Annotated in this window: 20 protein-coding genes, 1 tRNA gene and 1 pseudogene; 21 read left to right on the top strand and 1 reads right to left on the bottom strand. The window is 45.2% G+C overall.

The features are described 5' to 3' along the window. Window positions 1-115 precede the first annotated feature (115 nt). Window positions 116-189: transfer RNA gene (locus C7123_RS05515), tRNA-Thr, on the top strand. 79 nt (window positions 190-268) lie between these two features. Continuing rightward, entirely contained in the window at window positions 269-628 is a 360-nt protein-coding gene (locus tag C7123_RS05510; protein ID WP_069176065.1) for a DUF1304 domain-containing protein, read from the top strand. A gap of 855 nt (window positions 629-1483) precedes the next feature. Here the strand turns inward: C7123_RS05510 and C7123_RS05500 are convergent. Then, a complete protein-coding gene (locus C7123_RS05500; protein WP_069176063.1) occupies window positions 1484-4009 on the bottom strand; it encodes a M1 family metallopeptidase in 2526 nt (841 codons plus the stop codon). A gap of 241 nt (window positions 4010-4250) precedes the next feature. Between C7123_RS05500 and C7123_RS05495 the strand changes: the two genes are divergently transcribed. The 19 genes and pseudogenes from C7123_RS05495 to C7123_RS05405 all read left to right on the top strand — a co-directional run bounded on the left by C7123_RS05495 (window position 4251) and on the right by C7123_RS05405 (window position 21385). Beyond that, window positions 4251-5261 (top strand): Gfo/Idh/MocA family protein, encoded by a 1011-nt coding sequence (locus C7123_RS05495; RefSeq protein ID WP_069176439.1) that lies wholly within the window; start codon window positions 4251-4253, stop codon window positions 5259-5261. Window positions 5262-5393: 132 nt separating this feature from the next. Then, window positions 5394-6206, top strand: a complete 813-nt coding sequence (locus C7123_RS05490) for a DUF268 domain-containing protein (RefSeq protein ID WP_237269286.1) — start codon at window positions 5394-5396, stop codon at window positions 6204-6206. Window positions 6207-6239: 33 nt separating this feature from the next. Further along, the gene (locus tag C7123_RS05485) at window positions 6240-7685 is read left to right on the top strand and encodes a lipopolysaccharide biosynthesis protein (protein ID WP_069176062.1); all 1446 of its coding nucleotides are present in this window, start codon (window positions 6240-6242) and stop codon (window positions 7683-7685) included. Then, the gene (locus C7123_RS05480; protein ID WP_083206982.1) at window positions 7682-8638 is read left to right on the top strand and encodes an FkbM family methyltransferase; all 957 of its coding nucleotides are present in this window, start codon (window positions 7682-7684) and stop codon (window positions 8636-8638) included. Before C7123_RS05485 ends, C7123_RS05480 begins: the two co-directional genes overlap by 4 nt. A 27-nt stretch (window positions 8639-8665) precedes the next feature. After that, window positions 8666-9517 (top strand): alpha-1,2-fucosyltransferase, encoded by an 852-nt coding sequence (locus C7123_RS05475; RefSeq protein ID WP_107490606.1) that lies wholly within the window; start codon window positions 8666-8668, stop codon window positions 9515-9517. A 12-nt stretch (window positions 9518-9529) separates the two neighbouring features. Beyond that, complete coding sequence (locus C7123_RS05470) at window positions 9530-9811, top strand: FkbM family methyltransferase (RefSeq protein WP_069176060.1); 282 nt, start codon at window positions 9530-9532, stop codon at window positions 9809-9811. A 97-nt stretch (window positions 9812-9908) separates the two neighbouring features. Further along, entirely contained in the window at window positions 9909-10217 is a 309-nt protein-coding gene (locus tag C7123_RS05465; RefSeq protein WP_083206980.1) for an FkbM family methyltransferase, read from the top strand. 173 nt (window positions 10218-10390) lie between these two features. Then, window positions 10391-10957 (top strand): FkbM family methyltransferase, encoded by a 567-nt coding sequence (locus C7123_RS05460; protein ID WP_083206979.1) that lies wholly within the window; start codon window positions 10391-10393, stop codon window positions 10955-10957. A gap of 27 nt (window positions 10958-10984) precedes the next feature. Next, window positions 10985-11920, top strand: coding sequence for a glycosyltransferase family 10 domain-containing protein (locus C7123_RS05455; protein WP_159049845.1), 936 nt, complete (start codon window positions 10985-10987; stop codon window positions 11918-11920). Further along, complete coding sequence (locus C7123_RS05450; protein ID WP_083206978.1) at window positions 11917-13083, top strand: glycosyltransferase; 1167 nt, start codon at window positions 11917-11919, stop codon at window positions 13081-13083. Before C7123_RS05455 ends, C7123_RS05450 begins: the two co-directional genes overlap by 4 nt. 188 nt (window positions 13084-13271) lie before the next feature. Next, window positions 13272-14099, top strand: a complete 828-nt coding sequence (locus C7123_RS05445; protein WP_107490605.1) for a DUF6261 family protein — start codon at window positions 13272-13274, stop codon at window positions 14097-14099. 27 nt (window positions 14100-14126) lie between these two features. After that, on the top strand, window positions 14127-15398 hold the full coding sequence (locus tag C7123_RS05440) for a nucleotide sugar dehydrogenase (RefSeq protein ID WP_037987139.1): 1272 nt from the start codon (window positions 14127-14129) through the stop codon (window positions 15396-15398). Window positions 15399-15416: 18 nt separating this feature from the next. Beyond that, a complete protein-coding gene (locus C7123_RS05435) occupies window positions 15417-16322 on the top strand; it encodes a glycosyltransferase (protein ID WP_317046608.1) in 906 nt (301 codons plus the stop codon). A 5-nt stretch (window positions 16323-16327) separates the two neighbouring features. Next, window positions 16328-17493: pseudogene (wecB, locus tag C7123_RS05430) on the top strand (non-hydrolyzing UDP-N-acetylglucosamine 2-epimerase). A gap of 132 nt (window positions 17494-17625) precedes the next feature. Further along, window positions 17626-18513: a class I SAM-dependent methyltransferase gene (locus tag C7123_RS05425; RefSeq protein ID WP_159049844.1), complete on the top strand. Its 888-nt coding sequence runs from the start codon at window positions 17626-17628 to the stop codon at window positions 18511-18513. Between the two features lie 148 nt (window positions 18514-18661). Next, window positions 18662-19477, top strand: a complete 816-nt coding sequence (locus tag C7123_RS05420) for a glycosyl transferase (RefSeq protein WP_237269282.1) — start codon at window positions 18662-18664, stop codon at window positions 19475-19477. A 1-nt stretch (window position 19478) separates the two neighbouring features. Beyond that, window positions 19479-19844, top strand: coding sequence for a sugar 3,4-ketoisomerase (locus C7123_RS05415; RefSeq protein WP_037987150.1), 366 nt, complete (start codon window positions 19479-19481; stop codon window positions 19842-19844). Next, the gene (locus C7123_RS05410; RefSeq protein WP_083206977.1) at window positions 19841-20593 is read left to right on the top strand and encodes a class I SAM-dependent methyltransferase; all 753 of its coding nucleotides are present in this window, start codon (window positions 19841-19843) and stop codon (window positions 20591-20593) included. Before C7123_RS05415 ends, C7123_RS05410 begins: the two co-directional genes overlap by 4 nt. Continuing rightward, window positions 20594-21385, top strand: coding sequence for a glycosyltransferase family 2 protein (locus C7123_RS05405; RefSeq protein WP_069176052.1), 792 nt, complete (start codon window positions 20594-20596; stop codon window positions 21383-21385). Window positions 21386-21388 lie beyond the last annotated feature (3 nt).

Here is a 21388-nt window from a genome sequence, read left to right as displayed (position 1 = left end):
TATATTTGCGGCGGGAAAGTCCTGCACGACCAGCTCCCTCGGAATTCCCCCAGGGCCTGACCGCAGCAAGGGTACTTGGTTGTAGCGGTGCGATGCAGTTCAGCTTTCCCACTTTGCCTCTTTAGCTCAGTTGGCCAGAGCACGTGATTTGTAATCTCGGGGTCGTTGGTTCGAATCCGACAAGAGGCTCAAGCAAAGAACTCCGCAATCGGTCTTTCAGTTGATGAAGATCGGTTGCGGTTCTTTTTTTATCCCCATTTCACACACGATGATTGCAACGATTCTTACCCTCATTGTCGCCCTGGAGCACCTCTACATGATGTACATGGAGATGTTCGCTTGGGAGACCCGCGGCAAACGCTTCTTCCGCTCGCTGCCTGAAGACTTGTTTGCGCCCACCCGCTCGATGGCTGCCAATCAGGGGCTGTACAACGGCTTCCTTGCGGCGGGACTGGCGTGGAGCTTTTTCATCGGAGACCCGACGTGGAGCGCGAACGTCCGCCTGTTTTTCCTCGGTTGCGTGGCTGTGGCCGGGACGTACGGCGCGCTGACGGTGTCGAAGAAGATCTTCTTCGCGCAGGCCTTGCCCGCCATCGTGGCGATGGTTGGCGTGCTGGCGAAGGTCTGAACCGGCACACGGCGGTATCAAAATCATAGAGAGAATCTTTCGCGGCGCATGGCGTAGGCCTGTTTCGCGGTCGCAAAGGGGCGACGGAGCTTTCGGAGACGCTTGTGGCGGCCCTCGAAGGCTCCGTTTCGTTTGTGGAGACGCTACTTTTTCCTGCGAATCGTTCACGGGGGTGTTGTTCTGGCTTTTGTGTGTGCACGAAGAGTGGTGTAGATGTGTTTATGTATTTATATGATAGCAGGAAGATTGGTTTGATCTATTTTCCTGTGTATATGTATGCGGTATAAGATGGAGGAATCTGTTTTATATAAATCCGCTTGGAGGGAATAATATACATACTCGTTTTTATATATACCTGCTTGCGTTTAGATTAGAATATATGATTTTCGCGAAAATATGCGTGCTGGTGATTGTGTATAATAATCCCTCTATATTCTAGTGCATACATGAATTATATATGCTCATTATCCACGAATAAATGTATGGATGAAAAAATCTATGATAGATATGGAAGCTATTAGCCTGCATGCATGAAGAGGGTAAATCGATGCTGTTTATATGCATGTGCGTGCACGAAGACATGAAAAAAATCCCCGCGAGGCCATTGCTGATTGATTATGGTCTCGCGGGGATGGGTTTGATGCTATCGCGGATTGATTCGGGCGTCTCCGGATCTTCTTTTCTTGTCTTGAGACCTCCTTTTCTTCCCTTGATGGAAGAAAAGGAGCAAAAGAAGATCAAGGCGTCAGGGACGCCAGCCAAGTTGGCTGGGTACCAGGCTAAGTTCCCTGCCCCGGAAGGGGCCGTCAGGGACGCCGGCCAAGTACATGATTGAAATGATCGTGCACCCGGCTTTCAATTTTCGTTTTCAACTTCCCCGTTGGCTCGATAGAGGGGGTAGGCGGCCTGCCAGACTTTGTTGAGGAGCAGGGGCGGATAGCCGGGATTGGCGTCGATGAAGTCGAGCAGGGTGCGGTAGGCCTCGGGGCTGCGGTGGTTGCGGAGGAGGGCGCCGACCCAGTCGCGGGGGAAGAAGATGTCGCCGGTGCGCTGGACGTCGCGAAGGGCGTCGAGGGCGGGACGGATGTAACGGACGGCGTGGCGCTCGCGGGTGGGGTGGTTGAGCCAGCCGAACAGCGCGGAGGTCCAAGGCTCGATGCGGCGGTTCTCGGGGATGAGCAGGGAGCGGAAGAGGGTGTCGAGGGCGGCCGTGTCGGGCGTCATGGCGCGGGAGATGAAGTCGAAGCGGCGGATGCGATCGGGGTCCGTCAGGCGGGTGCGCTGGGTGCGGACGATCGAGTCGCTGCGGTCGGGCAGGCGCACGGCGAGCGAGTAGGCGAGGTCGGTGTAATCCGTCTCGTTGAGGAGCGGCTCGGAGCGGTCGTGCCAGATGGCGTAGAGGTGGGCCAGGGTGGCGGGCGCGGCGGCGCTGTGGATCAGCATGCGGAGGAGGCGCTGCCGGGAGGATCGCTGTGGATGGCTGGCGCTGAGGCGCAGCAAACCCTCCTCAGGGCCTTCGCGGAGGGCGCTCGGGAGGGCGCGGAGTGGCGTGGAGATGTACGACGTGATGGTGGAGAAGAGGAGGGGGTTCGTCTCCGCGCGGAGGCCGTTCATGAGGGCGTCGAGCCAAAGGGCGTCGGGGATGAGGCAGGCCTGATAATTCTCGTGCAGAAGCATGAGGCGGGCCAGGCGCGTGGTCTCGTCGGTCGTTTCGTGCCAATGGGCGAGGAGCCAGTCGCGGCTGGCGGTGTCGGGGATGAGCAGGCCGTAGGCGCGGCCGTCGGTGTTGGGCAGGACGCGCTCGGGGGCGAAGGGCAGGGTGAGGCGTACGAGGCTGTCGCGCAGGTTGACCTCGAGGGTGGTGTCCGTTTGCCCCTTGGCGGCAAGGGTGACGGCGAAGCGTTGCGGGCGGACGATGCCGGGTGCGTAGCGATCTTTTTGACGGATCTCGAGCGTGTTTCCGCGCGGCGTGAAGCGGATGATGGGCATGCCTTTACGGTTCACCCAGGCGTCGTTGAAGGCGATGAGATCCTCGGGCGTGTGGCGGTCAAGGATGTGGATGAGGTCGTCCCACGTGGCGTTGCTGTAGGCATACGTGCAGAGGTATTCGCGGATGCCCTCGCGGAAGGCGTCTTCGCCCATGAGCTCGATGATTTTGCCCATCACCACGGGGGCTTTGTTGTAGATGATTTGCCCGTAGATGAGTCCGGCGTTGCGGAGGTTGTCCAGCTCTTGGTGGATGGCGTTCGTGCCCGGGGTGCGGTCCTCAGAAAGGGCGGAGGCGAAGAAGGTGCGCATGCGTTGCAGCTTATGGTTGACACTGGGGAAGAGTGGCTCGGTGATCCAGGCAGAGAAGTGGTTGGCGAAGACCTCCTTCGTCCACACGTCGTCGAACCAATCCATCGTGACGAGGTTGCCGAACCACGCGTGGGCCGTCTCGTGCGCGATCAGTTGGATGCGTCGCAGCTCCTCGTCGGGCGTGGGGTTGGGGCCGAGGAAGAGTTGCGTGTCATTATATAAGGTAGCGCCGACGTGCTCCATGCCGCCGAATTGGAATCCGGGCAGGATGATGAAGTCTTGCTTGTCGAAGGGGCAGGGCATGCCGGTGTAGGCCTCGAGCCAGTCGAGTGCGGCGGCGCTCTGTCGGAAGATGGTGTCCAGCTGGGCGACCTTCTGCGGGTCTGTTTCGCGGTAATAGGCCGTCAGTGTGCGCCCCTCGTTGCGGTAAGTTCGTTGCTCGAAACGTCCTGCAGCGAAGGCGAAGAGGTACGTGCTCAGGGGCCGTGTCGGTGCGAAGTGGAGCGTCTTTCTGTCGGCGTGTTTTTCCTCTTTCGTGACACGCGTGTTCGACACACCGACCCATTCGGCGGGCAGTTCGAGCGTAAGCGCAAAGACGGCCTTCAGGTTAGGTTGGTCGAAGCACGGGAAGATCGTCCGCGCACGGTCGGGCACGGAGAGGGAGTAGAGGTAGTCGTCGCTGCGGTTGAGCGACTGGTCGCCCGCGGTGAATCGTACGCTGATCGCGTTTTCGCCCGCCTGAGTCAGCTTGGCAGGCAGGAAGATGTGCTCGTTGCGGAAGGTGTATGCGGCCGTCTTTCCGTTCACTCTCACCTCGGCGATCTTGTCCGCCGCTTCGCGGAAGTCGATGACGATCTCGGTGGGTGCATCGAGTCGGAAGCGGATCCGCCCCTCACCCGTGACGGGTGTGTGTTTGTCTCGAGGAATCGAGAAGTGTAGGTCGTAACGTAAGTCTTTGACCTTCTGCTTGCGCAGTTGGGCTAGTTCGCGTGAGACGCCAGCGTCGTGCACGGCGTCAATCGTTTGGCCGTACCCGGTGAGGCAGTTCACGGCCATAATCAGTAGGAATGCGTATCGTATCATAGGGTAATAAAGTAGATATTCAGGCGTTAGATGCCGAGGAAGTTCCGATCCCAGATCGGCGGGCAAAACTACGTAAAGCCTCGAGAGGTGCGACCTCGTTAAAAGGTGGCTTTTGACGCGGTGCGAATAGCTTTTCATGCAAAAAACGCCGGTACGGAACTTTCGTATATTTGCCGCGCTTTTGAGGTTGCTCCGCTTGGGAGTGACGAGCCTTTGGCGTATCATGGAGCAAGCAAAAACAATGAAGCCAATTCGTTTTGCCGTCGTCGGTTGCGGCCACATCGGAAAGCGTCACGCAGAGATGATCTGCCGTGAAGACGGTGCAGAATTGGTGGCTTTATGCGACACTCGTCCGAAGTCGGAATTAGCCATTGAGGCCTATGCCAATGTGCCCTTCTTCAGCAATCTGGACGATCTGCTTGGCAGTGATCTCTCCTTCGATGTGGTAAACATTTGTACGCCGAATGGGCTGCATGCCCGCATGGCGATTCAGGCAATCGAGACCGGCCATCACGTCGTAATAGAGAAGCCGATGGCGCTCACAACAGCTGACGCAGAAAAGGTGGTCTATGCTGGTCTGAAGTATCGGAAGCAGATCTTCTGCGTGATGCAAAATCGCTACTCGCCACCGTCTGTGTGGATCAAGGATTTGATTGAGTCAGGTCGGCTGGGGCGTGTGTATATGGTGCAGCTCAATTGCTATTGGAATCGTGACGCGCGCTATTACCGTCCCGGTGGTTGGCATGGCACAGCTGATTTAGACGGTGGAACGCTCTTCACCCAGTTCTCCCACTTCATCGACATCCTTTATTGGCTTTTTGGCGACATCACCGATATACAAGCGCGTTTTGCTGACTTCAATCACGAGCACCTTACGGACTTTGAGGATTCTGGAGTCGTCAGTTTTCGGTTTACAAATGGAGGTCTCGGTTCGCTCAACTATTCGACGTCGGTATGGGATAAGAACCAAGAAAGCAGCCTGACTATCATTGCTGAAAACGGCAGCGTCAAGATCGGCGGACAGTACATGGATAAGGTTGAATATTGTCACATTAAAGACTACACGATGCCAGATCTTCCTCCTACTAATCCCGGCAATGATTATGGGGCATACAAGGGTTCTGCACAGAATCATCACTACGTAATCCGCAACGTTGTCAATGTCCTCTCTGAAAATAGTTCGGACACAATCACAACGAACGTCCTTGAAGGTATGAAAGTCGTGGACATTATTGGGCGGATGTATGCGTAAGATATTGGAGATTACTATATATCAATTCGTATGCATTCTTCTTTATCACAAGTAGGGGCTTCAAGGCTCCATGTTTTTATGAAGTGAAAACTCGGAAATAGAATATCTTCTAAAACAAAACAACCCGCACAAGTGAATTTCTCATTACTCAAAAAAAAGATTCGTTGGACGATTGAACGATATACGTATCTGTATACAGGTGTTATACCTTTTTGGGGCCATTTTTCATTGATGAATTATTGGCGCCTTCGAAAAGACAAGAATGCATTGTTGCGCCAGGCAAAACAGTCACAATATCGCTTCCCAATCACGAGTCTACGTCCGTGCTATTCTGATAGAACTGATGATGCAGGTTCTCTTCCCTTGCATTACTTCTTTCAGGACTTATTTGTAGCCCAACGAGTATTCAAGAATGCACCATTGCATCATGTAGATATAGGGAGTCGTATAGACGGATTTGTGGCTCATTTGGCATCTTTTAGGTCTGTTGAGGTTTTTGATATACGTCCGTTGGAGGTGAACATACCTAATGTGACTTTTAAACAGTTGGACATTATGGATCGTACATGTATCAAGGAAAACAGCATTCCTTCTGTTTCATGTTTACATGCGTTGGAACATTTTGGTTTGGGTAGATATGGCGATCCGATCAATTTTGATGGATTTAATATTGGGTTCAAAAACATTACAGCTCTATTGGAATCAAGTGGAAAGTTCTATTTTTCAGTACCAATAGGGCCACAAAGGATAGAGTTTCATGCACACCGGGTGTTTTCTCTTTCATTCCTTATGGAGATGATAAGTCCGTTTTATACGATAGATATGTTCTCTTACGTGGATGACCAAAACAATTTTTATCCAGACGTACAATTAACTAATGAGCTAATTAACAACAACTGTCATTGTCGATACGGATGTGGTATATTTGAATTGATAAAAAAGTGATAGCGCTATTCTAGGATTTATTCTTTCTAAAAAATGTCATCTACAGCTTCGCTAAAAGAGAAAGCAGCTAAAGGCCTTTTTTGGGGAGGGTTAAGTAATAGCGTACAGCAATTGCTCGGGGCCGTATTTGGGTTAATTACTGCACGAATTCTCAACGCTGAAGATTATGGATTGATCGGCATGTTAGCCATTTTCAATGGCATTGTAACTATTCTCCAAGAAAGTGGTTTTACTTCTGCATTGGCTAATAGGCAAGAAATAAAGCATGAGGATTACAATGCGGTATTTTGGTTTAGCACTTTAACCAGTGTCGTAGCCTATGTAATCTTATTTTTTTGTGCGCCGTTGATCGCTTCTTTTTACAGAAAACCCGATTTGATTCCTCTATCCCGGATCCTTTTTCTTGGGTTTGTTTTTGGAGGAATGGGAGTTTCATTGAACGCTTATCTGTATAAAAAGCTGAAGGCGAAAGAACGAGGGGTCGGCGATATGATTGCAATTAGTGTGTCAGGAACGCTCGGCGTAATTCTTGCTCTAAACGGGTATGCAGCTATCGGGCTTGCTATACAGACGGTGACTTATGTTGGAGTCAGTGTCTTTTTTCGTTTCTATTATTCATCGTGGCGACCGGCATTTCATTTCAATTTTTCTCCCTTACGTGAAATGTTCGGATTCAGTTCAAAACTGATCCTAACGAACTTTATTTTTCAGTTGAACAGCAACATACTTTCTGTGATAATGGGGCGATTCTACAATGCTAATCAATTGGGATTCTATACACAAGGGCAGAAATGGACGGGAATGGCCAATCAAGTCGTAAATGGCATGATAAGCTATATTGCACAGCCGGTATTTGTTGAAGCTAGTGATAACAAAGAAAGGCAACGGTATATTTTCCGTAAGATGGTGAGGTTTGGGGCCTTTGTTTCCTTGCCTGCTATGGTCGGACTAGCATTAGTCGCGAAAGAATTTATTTGGATTTTTCTTGGTGAAAAATGGATGCCCAGCATTCCGTATTTACAGTTACTCTGTATATGGGGAGGAGGTTCTTATTTGTGGATACTATACACGAGTTTATTGATGGCTCATGGAAAATCTGCTGCGTATTTATGGGGGACCGTATTAACCGGTGTCGTACAACTCCTTTTCATCTGGAGCGTTTACCCATTGGGCACCTACTGTATGGTTATTGGTTTTGTGACTGTTTCGTGTTTAAGCTTGCTTTATTGGCACAAAGTTGCTGGTCAATTGATCTCGTTATCAATTTGGCATGTCCTAAAAGACATTGCGCCCTATTTGGCTATTACCGGAACGTCAGTATTAATTGCATGGTTTGTAACTCTCTTTACAACTGACAGATATATTTCCTTCTTTGTTAAGTCCTTCTTGTATGTCGGAAGCTATTTGCTTATTGCTAAATTCTTGGATTCAACTATGCTAAAAGAGAGTTTGAGCTTTATAAAGAACAGACGAATATGAAAATGATTACTCAGGCGATCTATTCGCATCGTTATAAAGGTTGGAGTATCCCTGAAACTTGTTGGTATATATTGATGCGGGCTTCTTCTCGACTGAATGTAGCAGCATCGTTTTTTTATAGGAAATACAGATGGCGATCTAACAACGATTTCGCACGAAAATGGCTTCGTCGTCATGGAGATGATTTTGTATTTGATTTCAACGGAGTTTTGCTTCCGAATGTTTCAGGGGACTTCGATTTATTGTCTGGTCTGAAATACGTCTTTGATGATGTGTATGTGGTTCCAATCTCTTTTCACAATGATTACTCGCAAGCGAATGTTACATTAGTTGATCAGTTTACGGCTGAAGGTCCTTACGGATTGGTTAGCGAGCAGGTTGATGTAAAAATCGAACAAGGGGATGTTGTGTTCGATGTTGGCGCATGGATAGGCGACTTTAGTGCATTGGCTGCGGCACAGGGAGCTATCGTTTATGCTTTTGAACCTACGCCTAATACTTATGAGTGGCTATGTAGCACGGCTTCTCTGAGTAAAGGGGAAATTATACCGGTACAAAAGGCTTTAGGAGATAAGTGTGAAGAGATCGAACTGTTTCTCGATAATAGTGGAGGTGGGTCGAATAGACTCCATTCTACACACAAATCAACAAACGAAAGAAGGGCTATAGAAAGTCATGCTTTGCCATTAGTTAAAGTGAGCACGATAGATCAGTTTGTTTCTGAAAACCAAATCCGCAAAGTTGATTTTATCAAGGCAGATATTGAAGGTGCTGAACGATATATGCTAACTGGTGCGACCGATACGCTTCGCCGATTCGCTCCGAAATTGGCCATTTGCACATATCACTTGAAAGATGATCCTCAAGTGCTTGAGGGTATTATTAAAGAAGCTAATCCTGCTTATACGGTTGTACACACACGTCATAAACTATTTGCTTCCGTTAAGCGGTAAAAGAAGAGCCTCTTTCAAATTCTTTGAATGGTAGAAAATATCTACATAAGGGTTTGGGGTGGAATCGGAAATCAGCTATTTATTTATGCTTTTGCCCGATGTATATCACTCAATTGGGATGGTAAGGTTGGGCTGGAAACACACAGTGGTTTCCGTGGTGATGGCTACCATCGTACTTATAAACTGGATCGTTTTAGCATAACACTGCCAAAGTCGAATTTTCTTTCCTCGTTATTCTTTTCTTTCAACCGAAAATATCCACTCTTAAAACGCCTATTCTTCCCTTCGTCTCGATTGATTATAGAGAATGAGGATCAACTAAATTCCAATGTGAGTGAATTTATTCCTCCTCCCTATCTGAAAGAAAGAACTTTGTTTTATCAAGGCTATTGGCAGCACATCAATTTTTTATCCATTCGTGAAGTGTTACTTTCTGAATTGCGATTTAATCTTCCCCCGAATTCTGTATTTGAGGAAATTAAAGCAACGATTCAGGCGTCGGAGGCTGTCTGCTTGCATGTGCGTCGCATGCAATACAGTCGATTACTTACACTCGATTATTACCGAGCTGCGGTTTCGATCTTAGAGAAAAGCTGTACAGCGCCTTGCTTTTTCATCTTTTCAGACGATTTGGCTTGGTGTCGCGAACGGTTGTCCATATCATACTCATGTGTCTATATCGATAATTTCGACGATGAACTCTACGAACTGCAACTGATGAGTTTTTGCCACCATTTCATTATAGCCAATAGCTCTTTTAGTTGGTGGGGGGCGTGGTTGTCGCAACATCCGGATAAAATGGTAATCCTTCCGGAGGATTATTTGGTCAGCAATATGGATGGACGAGTGATCCCAATACCCTCAAAAGAATTGTACTAAATTAGCAGTCATATGAAAATACTTAATGCGATTTATCGCTTTCTTCAAGCAAGACAGATATTTGTCAACGATGTACTGAGATTTCTATCTAAAATAGATAGTCCTATTATATTGGAAGCGGGAGCTGCTGACGGGGTGGATACGTTGCGATTCGCAAAGTTGCTCTCTTCTCAGGGAGTTATCTATGCATTTGAGCCGGTTCTGCAAAATTTTGAACGATTGAAAGATCTTGTGAAGGAGCAGCATAATGTCCATACTTTCAGAATGGCGTTAGGTGACCATGATGGAAAATGAAGATGAATGTTAGTCGAAATATTGAAGCGGACGATAATATCGCATCTTCTAGTTCGTTGTTGAAACCTAAGACTTTAACTTCGTCGCACATCCTCATATCGTTTTTGAAAAATCAGAAGAGGTTGATGTGAGAACTATTGATAGTTGGGCCGCAGAAAATAAAGTCACTCGAATTGATGCTATGTGGTTGGATATGCAAGGTTCGGAGTGTGCTACATTACAAGCCTCGCCAGTCATAATGAAGACGGTTCAGGTTCTATATACAGAAGTCAATTTTGAAGAGACATATGAAGGATGCATTCTTTATGATGAATACAAAGAGTGGCTATATTCTCTTGGTTTTAAATTGGTGAAAAGTGAATTCAGGTGGAAAGAACAGGGTAATGCACTGTTTGTCCGGCAATAGATAGGAGGGAATACATTATGAAATCTTTTTCACAGTATTATCAAGACAAAGCAATCGACTTTGCGCTGAATAGAAAGCGGGATGGGATATTTCTTGATATTGGAGCTCATGATGGTGTTTCGTTGTCCAATACATTCTTTTTTGAGCGTAGCAGAAATTAGACAGGGCTATGTATCGAACCGATACCTGAGGTGTTCGCACGGTTACGGTCTAATCGTCATTGCTCTGTTAGGAATTGTTGCATCTTGGATGAAGAAAAAGAAGTGACATTCCGAAGTGTTTTCCCTCCATTGGAAATGTTGAGTGGCATTCTCGAGTTTTTCGATCAGAGGCATATTGACCGGATCAATGCTGAAGTGTCTATAATTGCTGATGGGCTAGGCTATCAGGATATTATGATTCCCGGACACAATATCAATCGCCTCTTAGAAACGCAGGGACTTTATGAAATCGATTATTGTAGTATAGATACTGAGGGGGCAGAAGTCAATATCGTGAAAAGTATTGATTTTAACAAAATTAGAATAGGTACCTTTTCAATTGAGAATAATGATACAGCAGGTGAATTGAGGAACTATTTATCCTCTTTCGGATATGCCCGATACACTTTAGGATCAGATGATCTTTATATCAAAGGAAAGTATAGCTGGACTTTGGCTAAATATGTGCAATATCTCAATTTTAAAATTTGTACAAGGGCAAAGAAGGCGGCATTGTATCGAAAATATATTAGGAAATAAAGTGCATATCGGATGTTGGTTCGTATTGTGAAAGACTGGCAATGGCCTGATATTTTCCAGCAAACACCACGAAATAAAGGTGTTTGGGAGGGAATCTGTTTTACGGAAGAAGAGGTTAAGACCTGTGATCTCTTAGTAGTATTAAACGCTTCCCCCGTCAGAATAAATACTATCTGTCCTATAGGCGCACGGTGGCTTTTTCTGCAAGAATCGCCGATCGACCTTTACCGATATTATTTAAAGATAGCACCTTACTTTGATAAGTACTTTGGTTTTTGGGATCCAGCAGAAGTATCGAATATTGTCAATACACAAACAGCGTTATCGTGGCACATAAAGAAGACGTATGACGAGCTTGTAAAACTTTCTCTAAAAGATGCGTTGGAGGCGAAAAAGAAGGCTGTATCATGGGTGACGAGTAATGCTAAGCAGAAAGAAGGTCATCGGTTAAGAATGGCATTCAAGGATTTTCTACAACAGCAGAAATTTCCATTTGATCTGTGGGGGCACGGTTTCTGTCCAATCGATGATAAATTTGATGGGATATTTCCTTATAAATACAGCATTGCTATTGAAAATTATTCTTGTGATGATTATTGGACGGAAAAAATTACCGACTGTTTTCTATCATGGACACTGCCTATCTACTACGGAGCCAAGAATATTACTCGCTATTTTCCAGAAGAATCAATGTTATTGATTGATCCGAACAGGCCGGAGTATTCGTTGCAGCAAATAAAAGAAGCAATGGCGACAGATTATTACGAAGCTCATTTAGATTATATAAAAGAAGCTCGCGAATTGATCTTGAATAAATATCAGTTCTTTCCATGGATAAAGCACTTACTAAATCAATCGCAAATTGATTTCTCTAAAAAAGAGCCCGTTGATATACCAGCTAATCGACCACCGAAGCGCCCACTTTGGTGTCGATTAAAACGGGTTCTATTTGAACGACAATGAAGCAATTGACAATCATTATTAGCTATCGAAATCGTAATATTGGGCGAGTAAAGCGATGTTTAGATTCGCTTTCTCACCAATCCTTTGAAGATTTTGATGTCTTTTTTGTTGACTATGGAAGTGATATATCCTATACAGAGCAATTAAGACCTATACTTGAGTCGTATTGTTTTGTTAATTATTATCGTCTTGCTACAGACGGATATCCATGGAATAAATCGCATGCGTTAAATTTTGGAATCCGTTTGTCGTCATCTAATTATATACTTATCGGAGATATTGACTTGATTTATTCCCCAGATGCTATTTCCGGATTGATGGAAAAAGCGGCTCCCAAACGAATCGTTTTTGGGAGTATGTTCTATTTAGGGAGATCCTTTTCGGCTTGGGATCGACTGTACTCTTTTCCATTATCGAAATTCAAAGATTCTGGGGACGAACCAATCGGAGCAATTTATTTAGTCCATCGTTCAGATTTGGAATCAATCAATGGCTTTGATGAGTATTATTGCTTTTGGGGGGTAGAAGATCGAGACGTCGATCGTCGAATGCGATTGATTGGTGCCATACCTATACAATTAGATAAATACAGATACCCTATTTTTCATCAATGGCATCCGTTCGTTTCCGATCGGAAACGCGGCTTTTTCCCTGAAAAATGGTGGGATACGATCAATATCTATTTTTCCTTGAATCGCGATCGCCCGATTCGCAACGAAAATGGATGGGGGAAATATATTCGGCCGGAAGATCGACCAATCTTTACTGCTGAGGTTGCTGAAACATTGATATATTCTTCTTATGGTCGTTCTTATCAAAAGGCTCAAGAGATCGATCGTATTGTAAAGAAACTGAATGCATTAAATGGGAATGAATGTCTTCAGATTGTTCTAAGGAAGAGGACAATGGGAGTCCTTTCATTTAGTTTGGTGCGATACGTCAATCTATTGATTCGGATATGTCGGCTACGTCTTGGTATAGATTATATTGAGAATGTTGAAAAAGAAAAGTATTTTTATTCAGCAGACATATTCTATGTGGTGTGGCAACTTATACGCACTCAGGGCGTAATACGTGATTATTCGTTGGTAGAAGAGAATGACAGTATAACAATACGTCTGATGAGAGGAATATCTTTATCGCAACAACTCATCTCGCAGTGATACTGTTTGTGTTGTTATTATAATGGAATCTCATTCATAGATTTAGCTGTAATCGTTACCGTAACGGACCGTCCCGCAGAAAAATTGCAGGTGTCGTTACTGTAACGATTCTTTCTACAGAAAAGGAGCAACAAACGTTTCCATAACGAATTGACAAATAGCATGTTTTGATGGGAGGAATAAGAAAAATGAAGTATTTACACACGGCAAGTCGAACCACTGAGGTGGACGCCGTTTCTGATCAGATTGTTGCAATGTATGAAGCCCGAACGGCGCTGAAGACGGAACCATATCTTGCGGCTACGATGGCGACGTTGAAAAGCCAATCAGAACAGATTACGGAGGCAATTAAACGGCTTAAAATTCTGAGTGAGTTAGAGGATCTCGATGCTGTTCGAGACCGAGCGATCAGTGCGCTGGGACATGTGCTTAATGGATATGCGAATATGCCGACAGACGATGCACGTCAACATACGCCGCCTCTGAAAAAAGTGTTTGATAATTATACGCTCTCTATTACTCGAGAGAATTATGAGAGTGAATCGTCTTTGATCGAATCGCTGCTTGCTGATTTGAGCGCAACGGCATTGCAAGTGCATATTACAGCACTTCCAGGTGTGAGTGAGGCAATTGCCGCTGTACGCGCGGCGCAGACAGCGTTTACTACCAAGCAGGTAGCCTATTTGGAGGCGTTAGCCAAAGACAAGACTTTGCAGAGTGCCAGTGTGCTTAAACTCGCATTGTTGACAACGATTAACACTAAACTTATTCGCTATCTTGATGTGATGAAGGATGTCGATGCGGCAAAATATGCTGACTTTTCCACGGCCGTTGCACAGGCTGTCGATGAGCAGAACACTGTCGTCGCAATGCGTCACACCCTCGATGAGAAAAAGAAGAAAGAGGGAGACGGTGATGGCACCAAGAAGAAAAAGGGTAAGGAAAAAGACAAAGAGAAGGATAAGAAAAAGGAGAAAGATGACGAAGGCGATGATATTACGTTGCCTACGGAGTAGTGGCTTTTTTATCGGAAGAGGAATAAGATGAAAATAGCAATTATAGGATTGGGATATGTGGGATTACCGTTGTCGGTAGCGTTTGCTGAGCATTATCCGACTGTCGGCTTTGACATTAATCGTAAACGGATCGGTGAATTGCAGAAAGGGCTTGATCACACCCAAGAAATGGATCGTGACAGGCTGCAGGGTGCCCTATCCAGTACAGAAGAAAAAGGCTTGACACTGACTGACGACAATGAGCAGTTAAGTGATTGTACGGTATTTATTGTGACTGTCCCAACGCCGATCACGAAATTTAAGACCCCTGATTTAGCTCCGCTATTGGCTGCGTCGGCTACGGTAGGTCGGGCGTTAAAGTCTGGGGATATTGTTATTTACGAATCGACGGTTTACCCCGGATGTACGGAGGAGGACTGTGTGCCTGTCTTGGAAAAATCCTCAGGGTTAAAGTATAATGTTGATTTCTTCTGTGGTTATTCTCCTGAACGAATCAATCCCGGCGACCGAAAAAATACATTAGAAACGATCCAGAAGGTTGTTTCTGGTTCGACTGAGGAGGTCGCCGAGAAAGTGGAAATGCTTTATCGATCAATTGTCCCTGTAGGAACGTTTCGTGCGTCGTCGATTAAGGTTGCCGAAGCGTGCAAGGCGATCGAAAATGCACAACGTGATGTAAATATCTCATTTGTCAATGAATTGTCGCTAATTTTTGATCGTATGGGAATAGATACGCAGGAGGTGCTTGAAGCAGCTGCCACAAAATGGAACTTCCTGAAGTTCACTCCCGGCTTGGTCGGCGGACATTGCATCGGCGTTGACCCTTATTATTTGATGCATAAGTCGCAGTGTTTAGGCTATAATCCTCAGGTTATCCTTTCCGGCCGCTCTGTCAACGATGGGATGGGGCGTTTTGTGGCTTCAAAGACGGTTAAATTGATGATTCGTCACGGCATTCGGATAGTCGGGAGTCGTGTATTGGTACTTGGATTTACATTTAAGGAGAATTGTCCGGACACACGGAATACGAAAGTGGTTGATGTGATCGATGAGTTGAAGGATTTCGGCATTCATGTGGATGTGTATGATCCTCATGCATTGCGTGATGAAGTAAAAGCAGAATATGCCATCGATTTACTCGCTCAGCAGCCTGATCCCAAACAATATGACGGTATCATTTTGACGGTTGCTCACGACGAATTTCGTTCGATCGACTTCAGCTTTGTTCGCAACCAACTTACTGTCTTATTTGACGTAAAAGGGATCCTCGATAAATCGCTTATCCACGGGCGACTTTAATCGATTTATTTGTCCTTTATGATGCGGTTAGCACCTATAGTACTCTTCACATATAATCGTCCGGTGCATACTCGCCAAACAATCGATGCATTGTTGAAAAACGAATATGCTTCGGAAAGCGATTTGATTATTTTCTCGGATGCTCCGAAAAACGATGCAGCCGAAGATGGGGTACGCCAAACAAGAGCCTACTTAAGAGGAATTACTGGTTTTCGTTCGATTAATTTAATCGAGCGTGCAGAAAATATGGGGCTGGCGGCAAACATCATTGATGGAGTAACTCAAGTTGTGAATGAGTACGGTCAAATTATTGTCTTGGAAGATGATTTGTTGACATCTCCTTTTTTTTTAAAATACATGAATGAGGCGCTCTCGATGTATGAAGATGCCAATGAGGTTATTAGTGTGCATGGGTATATATTCCCGATAAAAAGGAAGTTACCGGAGTCGTTTTTTATTCGTGGTACTGATTGCTTGGGCTGGGGGACATGGAAAAGAGGCTGGGATCTATTTACTCCCAATGGTGCTGAATTGTTGGATCAAATAAGAGCTCATAAACTGGAATGGACATTTGACTTTTCAGGTAGTTACCCTTTTATGAAGATGCTAGAAAAACAGGCGGATGGATCCGTTAGCTCATGGGCTGTACGATGGTATGCCTCCGCATTATTAAAAGATAAATTAACACTCTATCCAGGGCGGTCCCTTATTTTTCATAATGGGAGTGATGGGAGCGGCACTAACTACAGTGGGGACAATGCGCTTGATGTGAAACTATCTGATCGCCCGATCGTGCTTGAACGTCTTCTACTTGAAGAAGATAAGAATGCGAGAAAAGCGTTTATTGGTTATTTCCGTTATGCGATGCTATGGCATAAGATCCAATACCGGATAAAATCTGTATTTCAGGGTAGAAAGGGATAAGAATAATGCGGAAGAACATTATGTTGGTTTTTGGGACACGGCCAGAGGCAATCAAGATGGCTCCTTTAGTTAAGGAGTTCCAGAAATATCCGGATAAGTTCAGGACGACTGTTTGCGTGACAGGGCGACATAGAGAAATGCTCGATCAAGTGTTGAATATCTTTGATATTATACCGGATTATGATCTAACATCATGAAGTCAGGCCAGGATTTATACGACATTACATCGCGAATCTTATTGGGAATGCGAGATGTTTTTTCTCAGGCTAAACCGGATATAGTGATGGTGCACGGTGATACGACTACGTCAATGGCTGTTGCTTTAGCTGCATTCTATCAACAGATGTGGGTCGGACATGTCGAAGCTGGTTTACGTACGAATAATATATATAGTCCATGGCCAGAAGAGATGAATCGTCAGATAACCGGGCGTATTGCTACATACCACTTTTCGCCAACCTCTTTAGGGCGAGATAATTTATTGCAAGAGGGCGTACACAGCAATCGTATTTGGGTGACGGGCAACACGGTAATTGATGCGCTCTATGCTGTTCTTGGTAGGATAAAACATAATGAAGCCTTGCAATTATCACTCAGAAAAGCGTTGAATAGAGCTGGCTATGACGTGGATAGAGTATCGAATGAAAATAGATTTCGACATCTTGTTCTGATTACTGGACACCGGCGTGAAAATTTTGGTAAGGGGTTTCTCCAGATTTGTCATGCAATAGAGATGTTGAGTACGACATATCCTGATGTGGATTTTGTCTATCCGATGCATCTGAATCCAAATGTGCGAAAACCCATCGAAAAGGTTTTTAATGAGACATCTCGAGAAAATCTGTTTTTTATCGAACCATTGGACTATCTCCCATTTGTGTACTTGATGAAAAAAAGCAGTCTCGTCTTAACTGATAGTGGTGGTATTCAGGAAGAAGCTCCGAGCTTGGGTAACCCCGTCCTTGTTATGCGTGATACAACGGAACGCCCAGAGGCATTAGATGCGGGGACGGTGAAGTTGGTTGGCACAGATTGTGATAAAATTATCTCGGAAGTCTCTTCCTTATTGGAAGATAAGGAATATTATAGGAGAATGAGTCGGGCTATAAATCCATATGGTGACGGGAGGGCGTGTGAGCGAATTGTTTCAATTTTTAGTTTGGATGGATGATGATCTCTTTGGGAATAGTCTAAAAACAAAGATTATTTTCAAGTGAGCGATAGGGCTAAATTAGGGTTTATGAGGGAATCGAATTGCAGATGTCCACTTTGTGGCAATATAATAAAGAGTAGAATAGAGAGTGTGAGAACTATAGATATATCTAATTTGTATCGGAGAGTTTACAAAAAGGATATAGGCTATATCTGGAAAAGTGTGGAGAGATTGGAATATGTTCTTTGCCAAAAATGTGGTCTGCGTTTTTTTGATCCAATCATATCGGGGGATGATGACTTTTATAATATCTTGTTGAAAGACGAATGGTACTATCTGCATGAGGGGAAAACGGAATATGATTATTCGCGTAAGTTCATCGAAGAGGATGATCGAGTTTTAGATATAGGTGCTGGAAGAGGTGCTTTTAGACATTATTTGTCAGAGAAGAATTATTATCAGGGCTTGGATCTTAGTAGTAAAGCTATAGAACTTGCTAAAAAGGATGGAGCAAATGTTTTGCCAATTCCAATAGAAGAATTTAGTGAGGAGAATAAAGAGAGGTTTGACGTAGTCTCTATCTTCCAAGTAATAGAACATATTTCTTCGTTGGATAAATTCATGTGTTCTGCAATTGATTGCATTGTGAAGGGAGGACTTTTGATTGTTGCAACGCCAGATAATGATGGATTTATTAAGTATGTATCTAATTTTTGCCTGAATTTACCACCCCATCATACTCTTCATTGGAATGAGAGATCACTAAGGTCTATGGCTGAGAAATATAATTTGGAGGTTCTGGATATCTATAGAGAACCGGTGTCCAGTGTCCATAGACAATGGTGGTATAATACAATGTCAACGACTTACCTTAATCGTCTTCTAAGAAGAGATTTTCGGATGATTGATTATAGGTTTACATATAAGATCGTGCGTTTGGCAGCTAAAATATTAGCTCAATTTTACAAACTGTCTGGAGAGCATAAGAAGTCTTTTGGGCAGAGTATCATTATGGTATGCAGAAAGCCCGATGTTTAACTTCTGCACTCTCTTTGACTCCGCCTATCTATCGCGAGGCTTAGCGATGTATGAATCGCTTTGTCGCCATTGCCAAGAATTTCATTTGTATGTTTTTGCATTTAACGACGCCTGCTACACAACATTGAGGTCGTTATCTCTGGATAAGATGACGGTGATCTCATTGAGTGAGTTTGAGGATGATGAATTACTGCGTGTTAAGCCAGTTCGTACACGAGGCGAATATTGTTGGACATGTACTTCGTCTACTATACTGTATGTATTAGATCGGTTTAATGTAGAGAGCTGTACATATTTAGATTCTGATCTCTATTTTTTCTCATCCCCACAGTCCTTATTTGATGAGATGGGAGATGATGCAGTGATGATTACCCCTCATAATTATACACCTCAATACGATCAAAGTACAAGAACCGGAATTTATTGTGTACAGTTCGTTGCTTTCAAAAATAACGAGCAAGGACGGCATGTTTTGAATTGGTGGCGGAAAGCGTGTATAGATTGGTGCTATAATCGATTCGAGAACAATCGCTTCGGTGATCAGAAATATTTAGACGATTGGCCAAACCAGTTTGGCGGAGTGCACGTTTGCAAAAACCTAGGTGCGGGTGTTGCTCCGTGGAATATGCAGCAATACACTTTCCGAAAAAAGAAGGATCGAATTGTTGGGGTTGAGAATCTTACTGGAAATACATTTGATGTGGTCTTTTTTCATTTTCACTCTCTTACGTTTGTCACCCCCTCTTATTTTTCCCCTCGACCTTACTATCGGAGAAATAAAAGTGCAATTCAACTAATGTTTAACCCATACATAAAAAAAATCGAGGAGATCAGAAACAAATATCCAGAAGTTGCTGCTTCGGAAAGATATCTCTCAGGATTCGATAGAGCAAAGTATTTTCTCGAACTTTTTGCGCGTCGAGGGTGGAGTGAAATTTCTTCGATAAGAGCGTTGCACCAATAGAATGGCAGAATTAATAGATCTCAAAACATATACTGATCGACGCGGAAATTTGACCGTGATTGAGAAGGTTATACCGTTTGATATTAAGCGAATCTTCTACATTTATGGTGTAGATGACTCCGTGAGAGGTGGGCACCGTCATCATAAAACTGTACAGGCCGCCATTTGTCTTCAAGGCCACTGCATCATATCCAATCATACAAAGAATGGACATAAGGATTTTATCTTAGACTCTCCTCATAAGTGTCTTATCATTAATCCTGAAGATTGGCATACAATGCATCATTTCAGCAAGGATGCAATCTTAATGGTGTTGGCTTCGGAATATTTCGACCCTCATGATTACATCTATGAACCCTATAAATGACAGACAGCATATTGAAAGAGATGCTTGACCTATTTCATACATACTACCTAAGGCAGCGATTTTTTCCCAATTGGTTTAGCGTTTTCATCAACCCATTTTATTTTATCCGCAAGCGGTTGATAGAGAAAGTGCGGCGACTTGCACCACAATTAGAAGGTGAATTGCTTGATTTTGGGTGTGGAGCTAAACCATATCAGGAGTTGTTTCCGCATTTAAGGTCCTATCTTGGAGTAGATATAGAGAACGAAGGTCATAATCATAAAACGGAAGCAATAGATGTCTACTATGATGGAGTACGCCTTCCATTCGACGATGATTCGTTTGACGCGATATTGACAAGTGAGGTCTTGGAGCATGTGCCTAATGTAGACGGATGTCTTACAGATCTTGTTCGTGTATTGAGACCGGGCGGTAAGATGCTGGTTACCGTACCTTTTATTTGGGCAGAGCATGAGTTGCCGTATGATTTTAGACGATTCTCCCTTATAGGGATTCGAAAACACATAACAGATCAGGGATTGACAATCCTTGCCGAAGAACGTAGCGGACATTTTGCGGAAGTCGTTTTGCAATTGTGGATGGCATATTTACGAAGCCTGTTTTACGTCAAGAATAAATATGTCAACCTTCTTATGAATGCCATATTCATTGCACCGGTTTGTATTTTGGGCGGTGCGATTGTTTGGTTGTTGCCCCGAAAACCTGAACTGTATTTTAATACGATAATACTGGCTCAAAAGAAGATCTAGATGCCTCTCCTTTTCTCCATCATCACGGTCACATATAATGCTCGGAAGGCGCTCGACCGGACGTTGCAGAGCGTCGGGGTGCAGACGTATGGCGAGATGGAGTACCTCGTGATTGACGGGGGATCGACTGACGGGACGATGGAGCGAGTCGCACGTTGGGAGGCGGAGATGGCGGACGAACGCACGCGGCGTGGCATCGAGCCGATGCGGTGCGTAACCGTTTCGGAGCCGGATCGTGGACTGTACGACGCGATGAACAAGGGCCTGCAACGGGCGACGGGCGACTACGTCTGGTTTCTCAACGCAGGTGACACATTTCGGTCGCCGGAGACGGTGGCGCAATTGGCCGATGTGGCCGAACGAAACGGTTGGCCAGATATTCTTTACGGTGAGACGGACGTGACCGACAGCGAGGGGCGATTTATCGCCGCGCGTCGACTGAAAGCGCCCGAGGTGCTGACTTGGCGCGGCTTTCGGACGGGGATGTGTGTCAGTCATCAGGCGTTTGTCGTCAAGCGGAGCGTGGCGCTGACGTACGATTTGCAATACCGATTCTCGGCCGACTTCGATTGGTGCATCCGGTGCATGAAACAATCGCAGCGGATCGTCAACTCACGAATGCGGTTAGTGAATTATGAAGCCGAAGGAATGACGACGCGCAACCGTAAGGCGTCCCTCGCGGAGCGCTACCGCATCATGTGTCGCTACTACGGGGCGTTGCCCACGCAGATGCGTCACCTTTGGTTTGCCACCCGATTCCTCTGGGCGAAGGTGAGCGGAAATAAGGCGTAGCGC

The organism is Tannerella serpentiformis, assembly GCF_003033925.1.
Lineage (GTDB): Bacteria > Bacteroidota > Bacteroidia > Bacteroidales > Tannerellaceae > Tannerella > Tannerella serpentiformis.
The sequence above is the reverse complement of the archived record's forward strand: the minus strand, read 5'-3'. Positions and strand labels throughout refer to the sequence as shown.

Bases quoted from the DNA above. Each gene is read 5' to 3' on its own strand.
- C7123_RS05510 (WP_069176065.1), top strand. From the start codon at position 269: ATGATTGCAACGATTCTTACCCTCATTGTCGCCCTGGAGCACCTCTAC.
- C7123_RS05500 (WP_069176063.1), bottom strand. From the start codon at position 4,009: ATGATACGATACGCATTCCTACTGATTATGGCCGTGAACTGCCTCACC.
- C7123_RS05495 (WP_069176439.1), top strand. From the start codon at position 4,251: ATGAAGCCAATTCGTTTTGCCGTCGTCGGTTGCGGCCACATCGGAAAG.
- C7123_RS05485 (WP_069176062.1), top strand. From the start codon at position 6,240: ATGTCATCTACAGCTTCGCTAAAAGAGAAAGCAGCTAAAGGCCTTTTT.
- C7123_RS05480 (WP_083206982.1), top strand. From the start codon at position 7,682: ATGAAAATGATTACTCAGGCGATCTATTCGCATCGTTATAAAGGTTGG.
- C7123_RS05475 (WP_107490606.1), top strand. From the start codon at position 8,666: ATGGTAGAAAATATCTACATAAGGGTTTGGGGTGGAATCGGAAATCAG.
- C7123_RS05470 (WP_069176060.1), top strand. From the start codon at position 9,530: ATGAAAATACTTAATGCGATTTATCGCTTTCTTCAAGCAAGACAGATA.
- C7123_RS05450 (WP_083206978.1), top strand. From the start codon at position 11,917: ATGAAGCAATTGACAATCATTATTAGCTATCGAAATCGTAATATTGGG.
- C7123_RS05445 (WP_107490605.1), top strand. From the start codon at position 13,272: ATGAAGTATTTACACACGGCAAGTCGAACCACTGAGGTGGACGCCGTT.
- C7123_RS05440 (WP_037987139.1), top strand. From the start codon at position 14,127: ATGAAAATAGCAATTATAGGATTGGGATATGTGGGATTACCGTTGTCG.
- C7123_RS05435 (WP_317046608.1), top strand. From the start codon at position 15,417: ATGATGCGGTTAGCACCTATAGTACTCTTCACATATAATCGTCCGGTG.
- C7123_RS05420 (WP_237269282.1), top strand. From the start codon at position 18,662: ATGACGGTGATCTCATTGAGTGAGTTTGAGGATGATGAATTACTGCGT.
- C7123_RS05415 (WP_037987150.1), top strand. From the start codon at position 19,479: ATGGCAGAATTAATAGATCTCAAAACATATACTGATCGACGCGGAAAT.
- C7123_RS05410 (WP_083206977.1), top strand. From the start codon at position 19,841: ATGACAGACAGCATATTGAAAGAGATGCTTGACCTATTTCATACATAC.
- C7123_RS05405 (WP_069176052.1), top strand. From the start codon at position 20,594: ATGCCTCTCCTTTTCTCCATCATCACGGTCACATATAATGCTCGGAAG.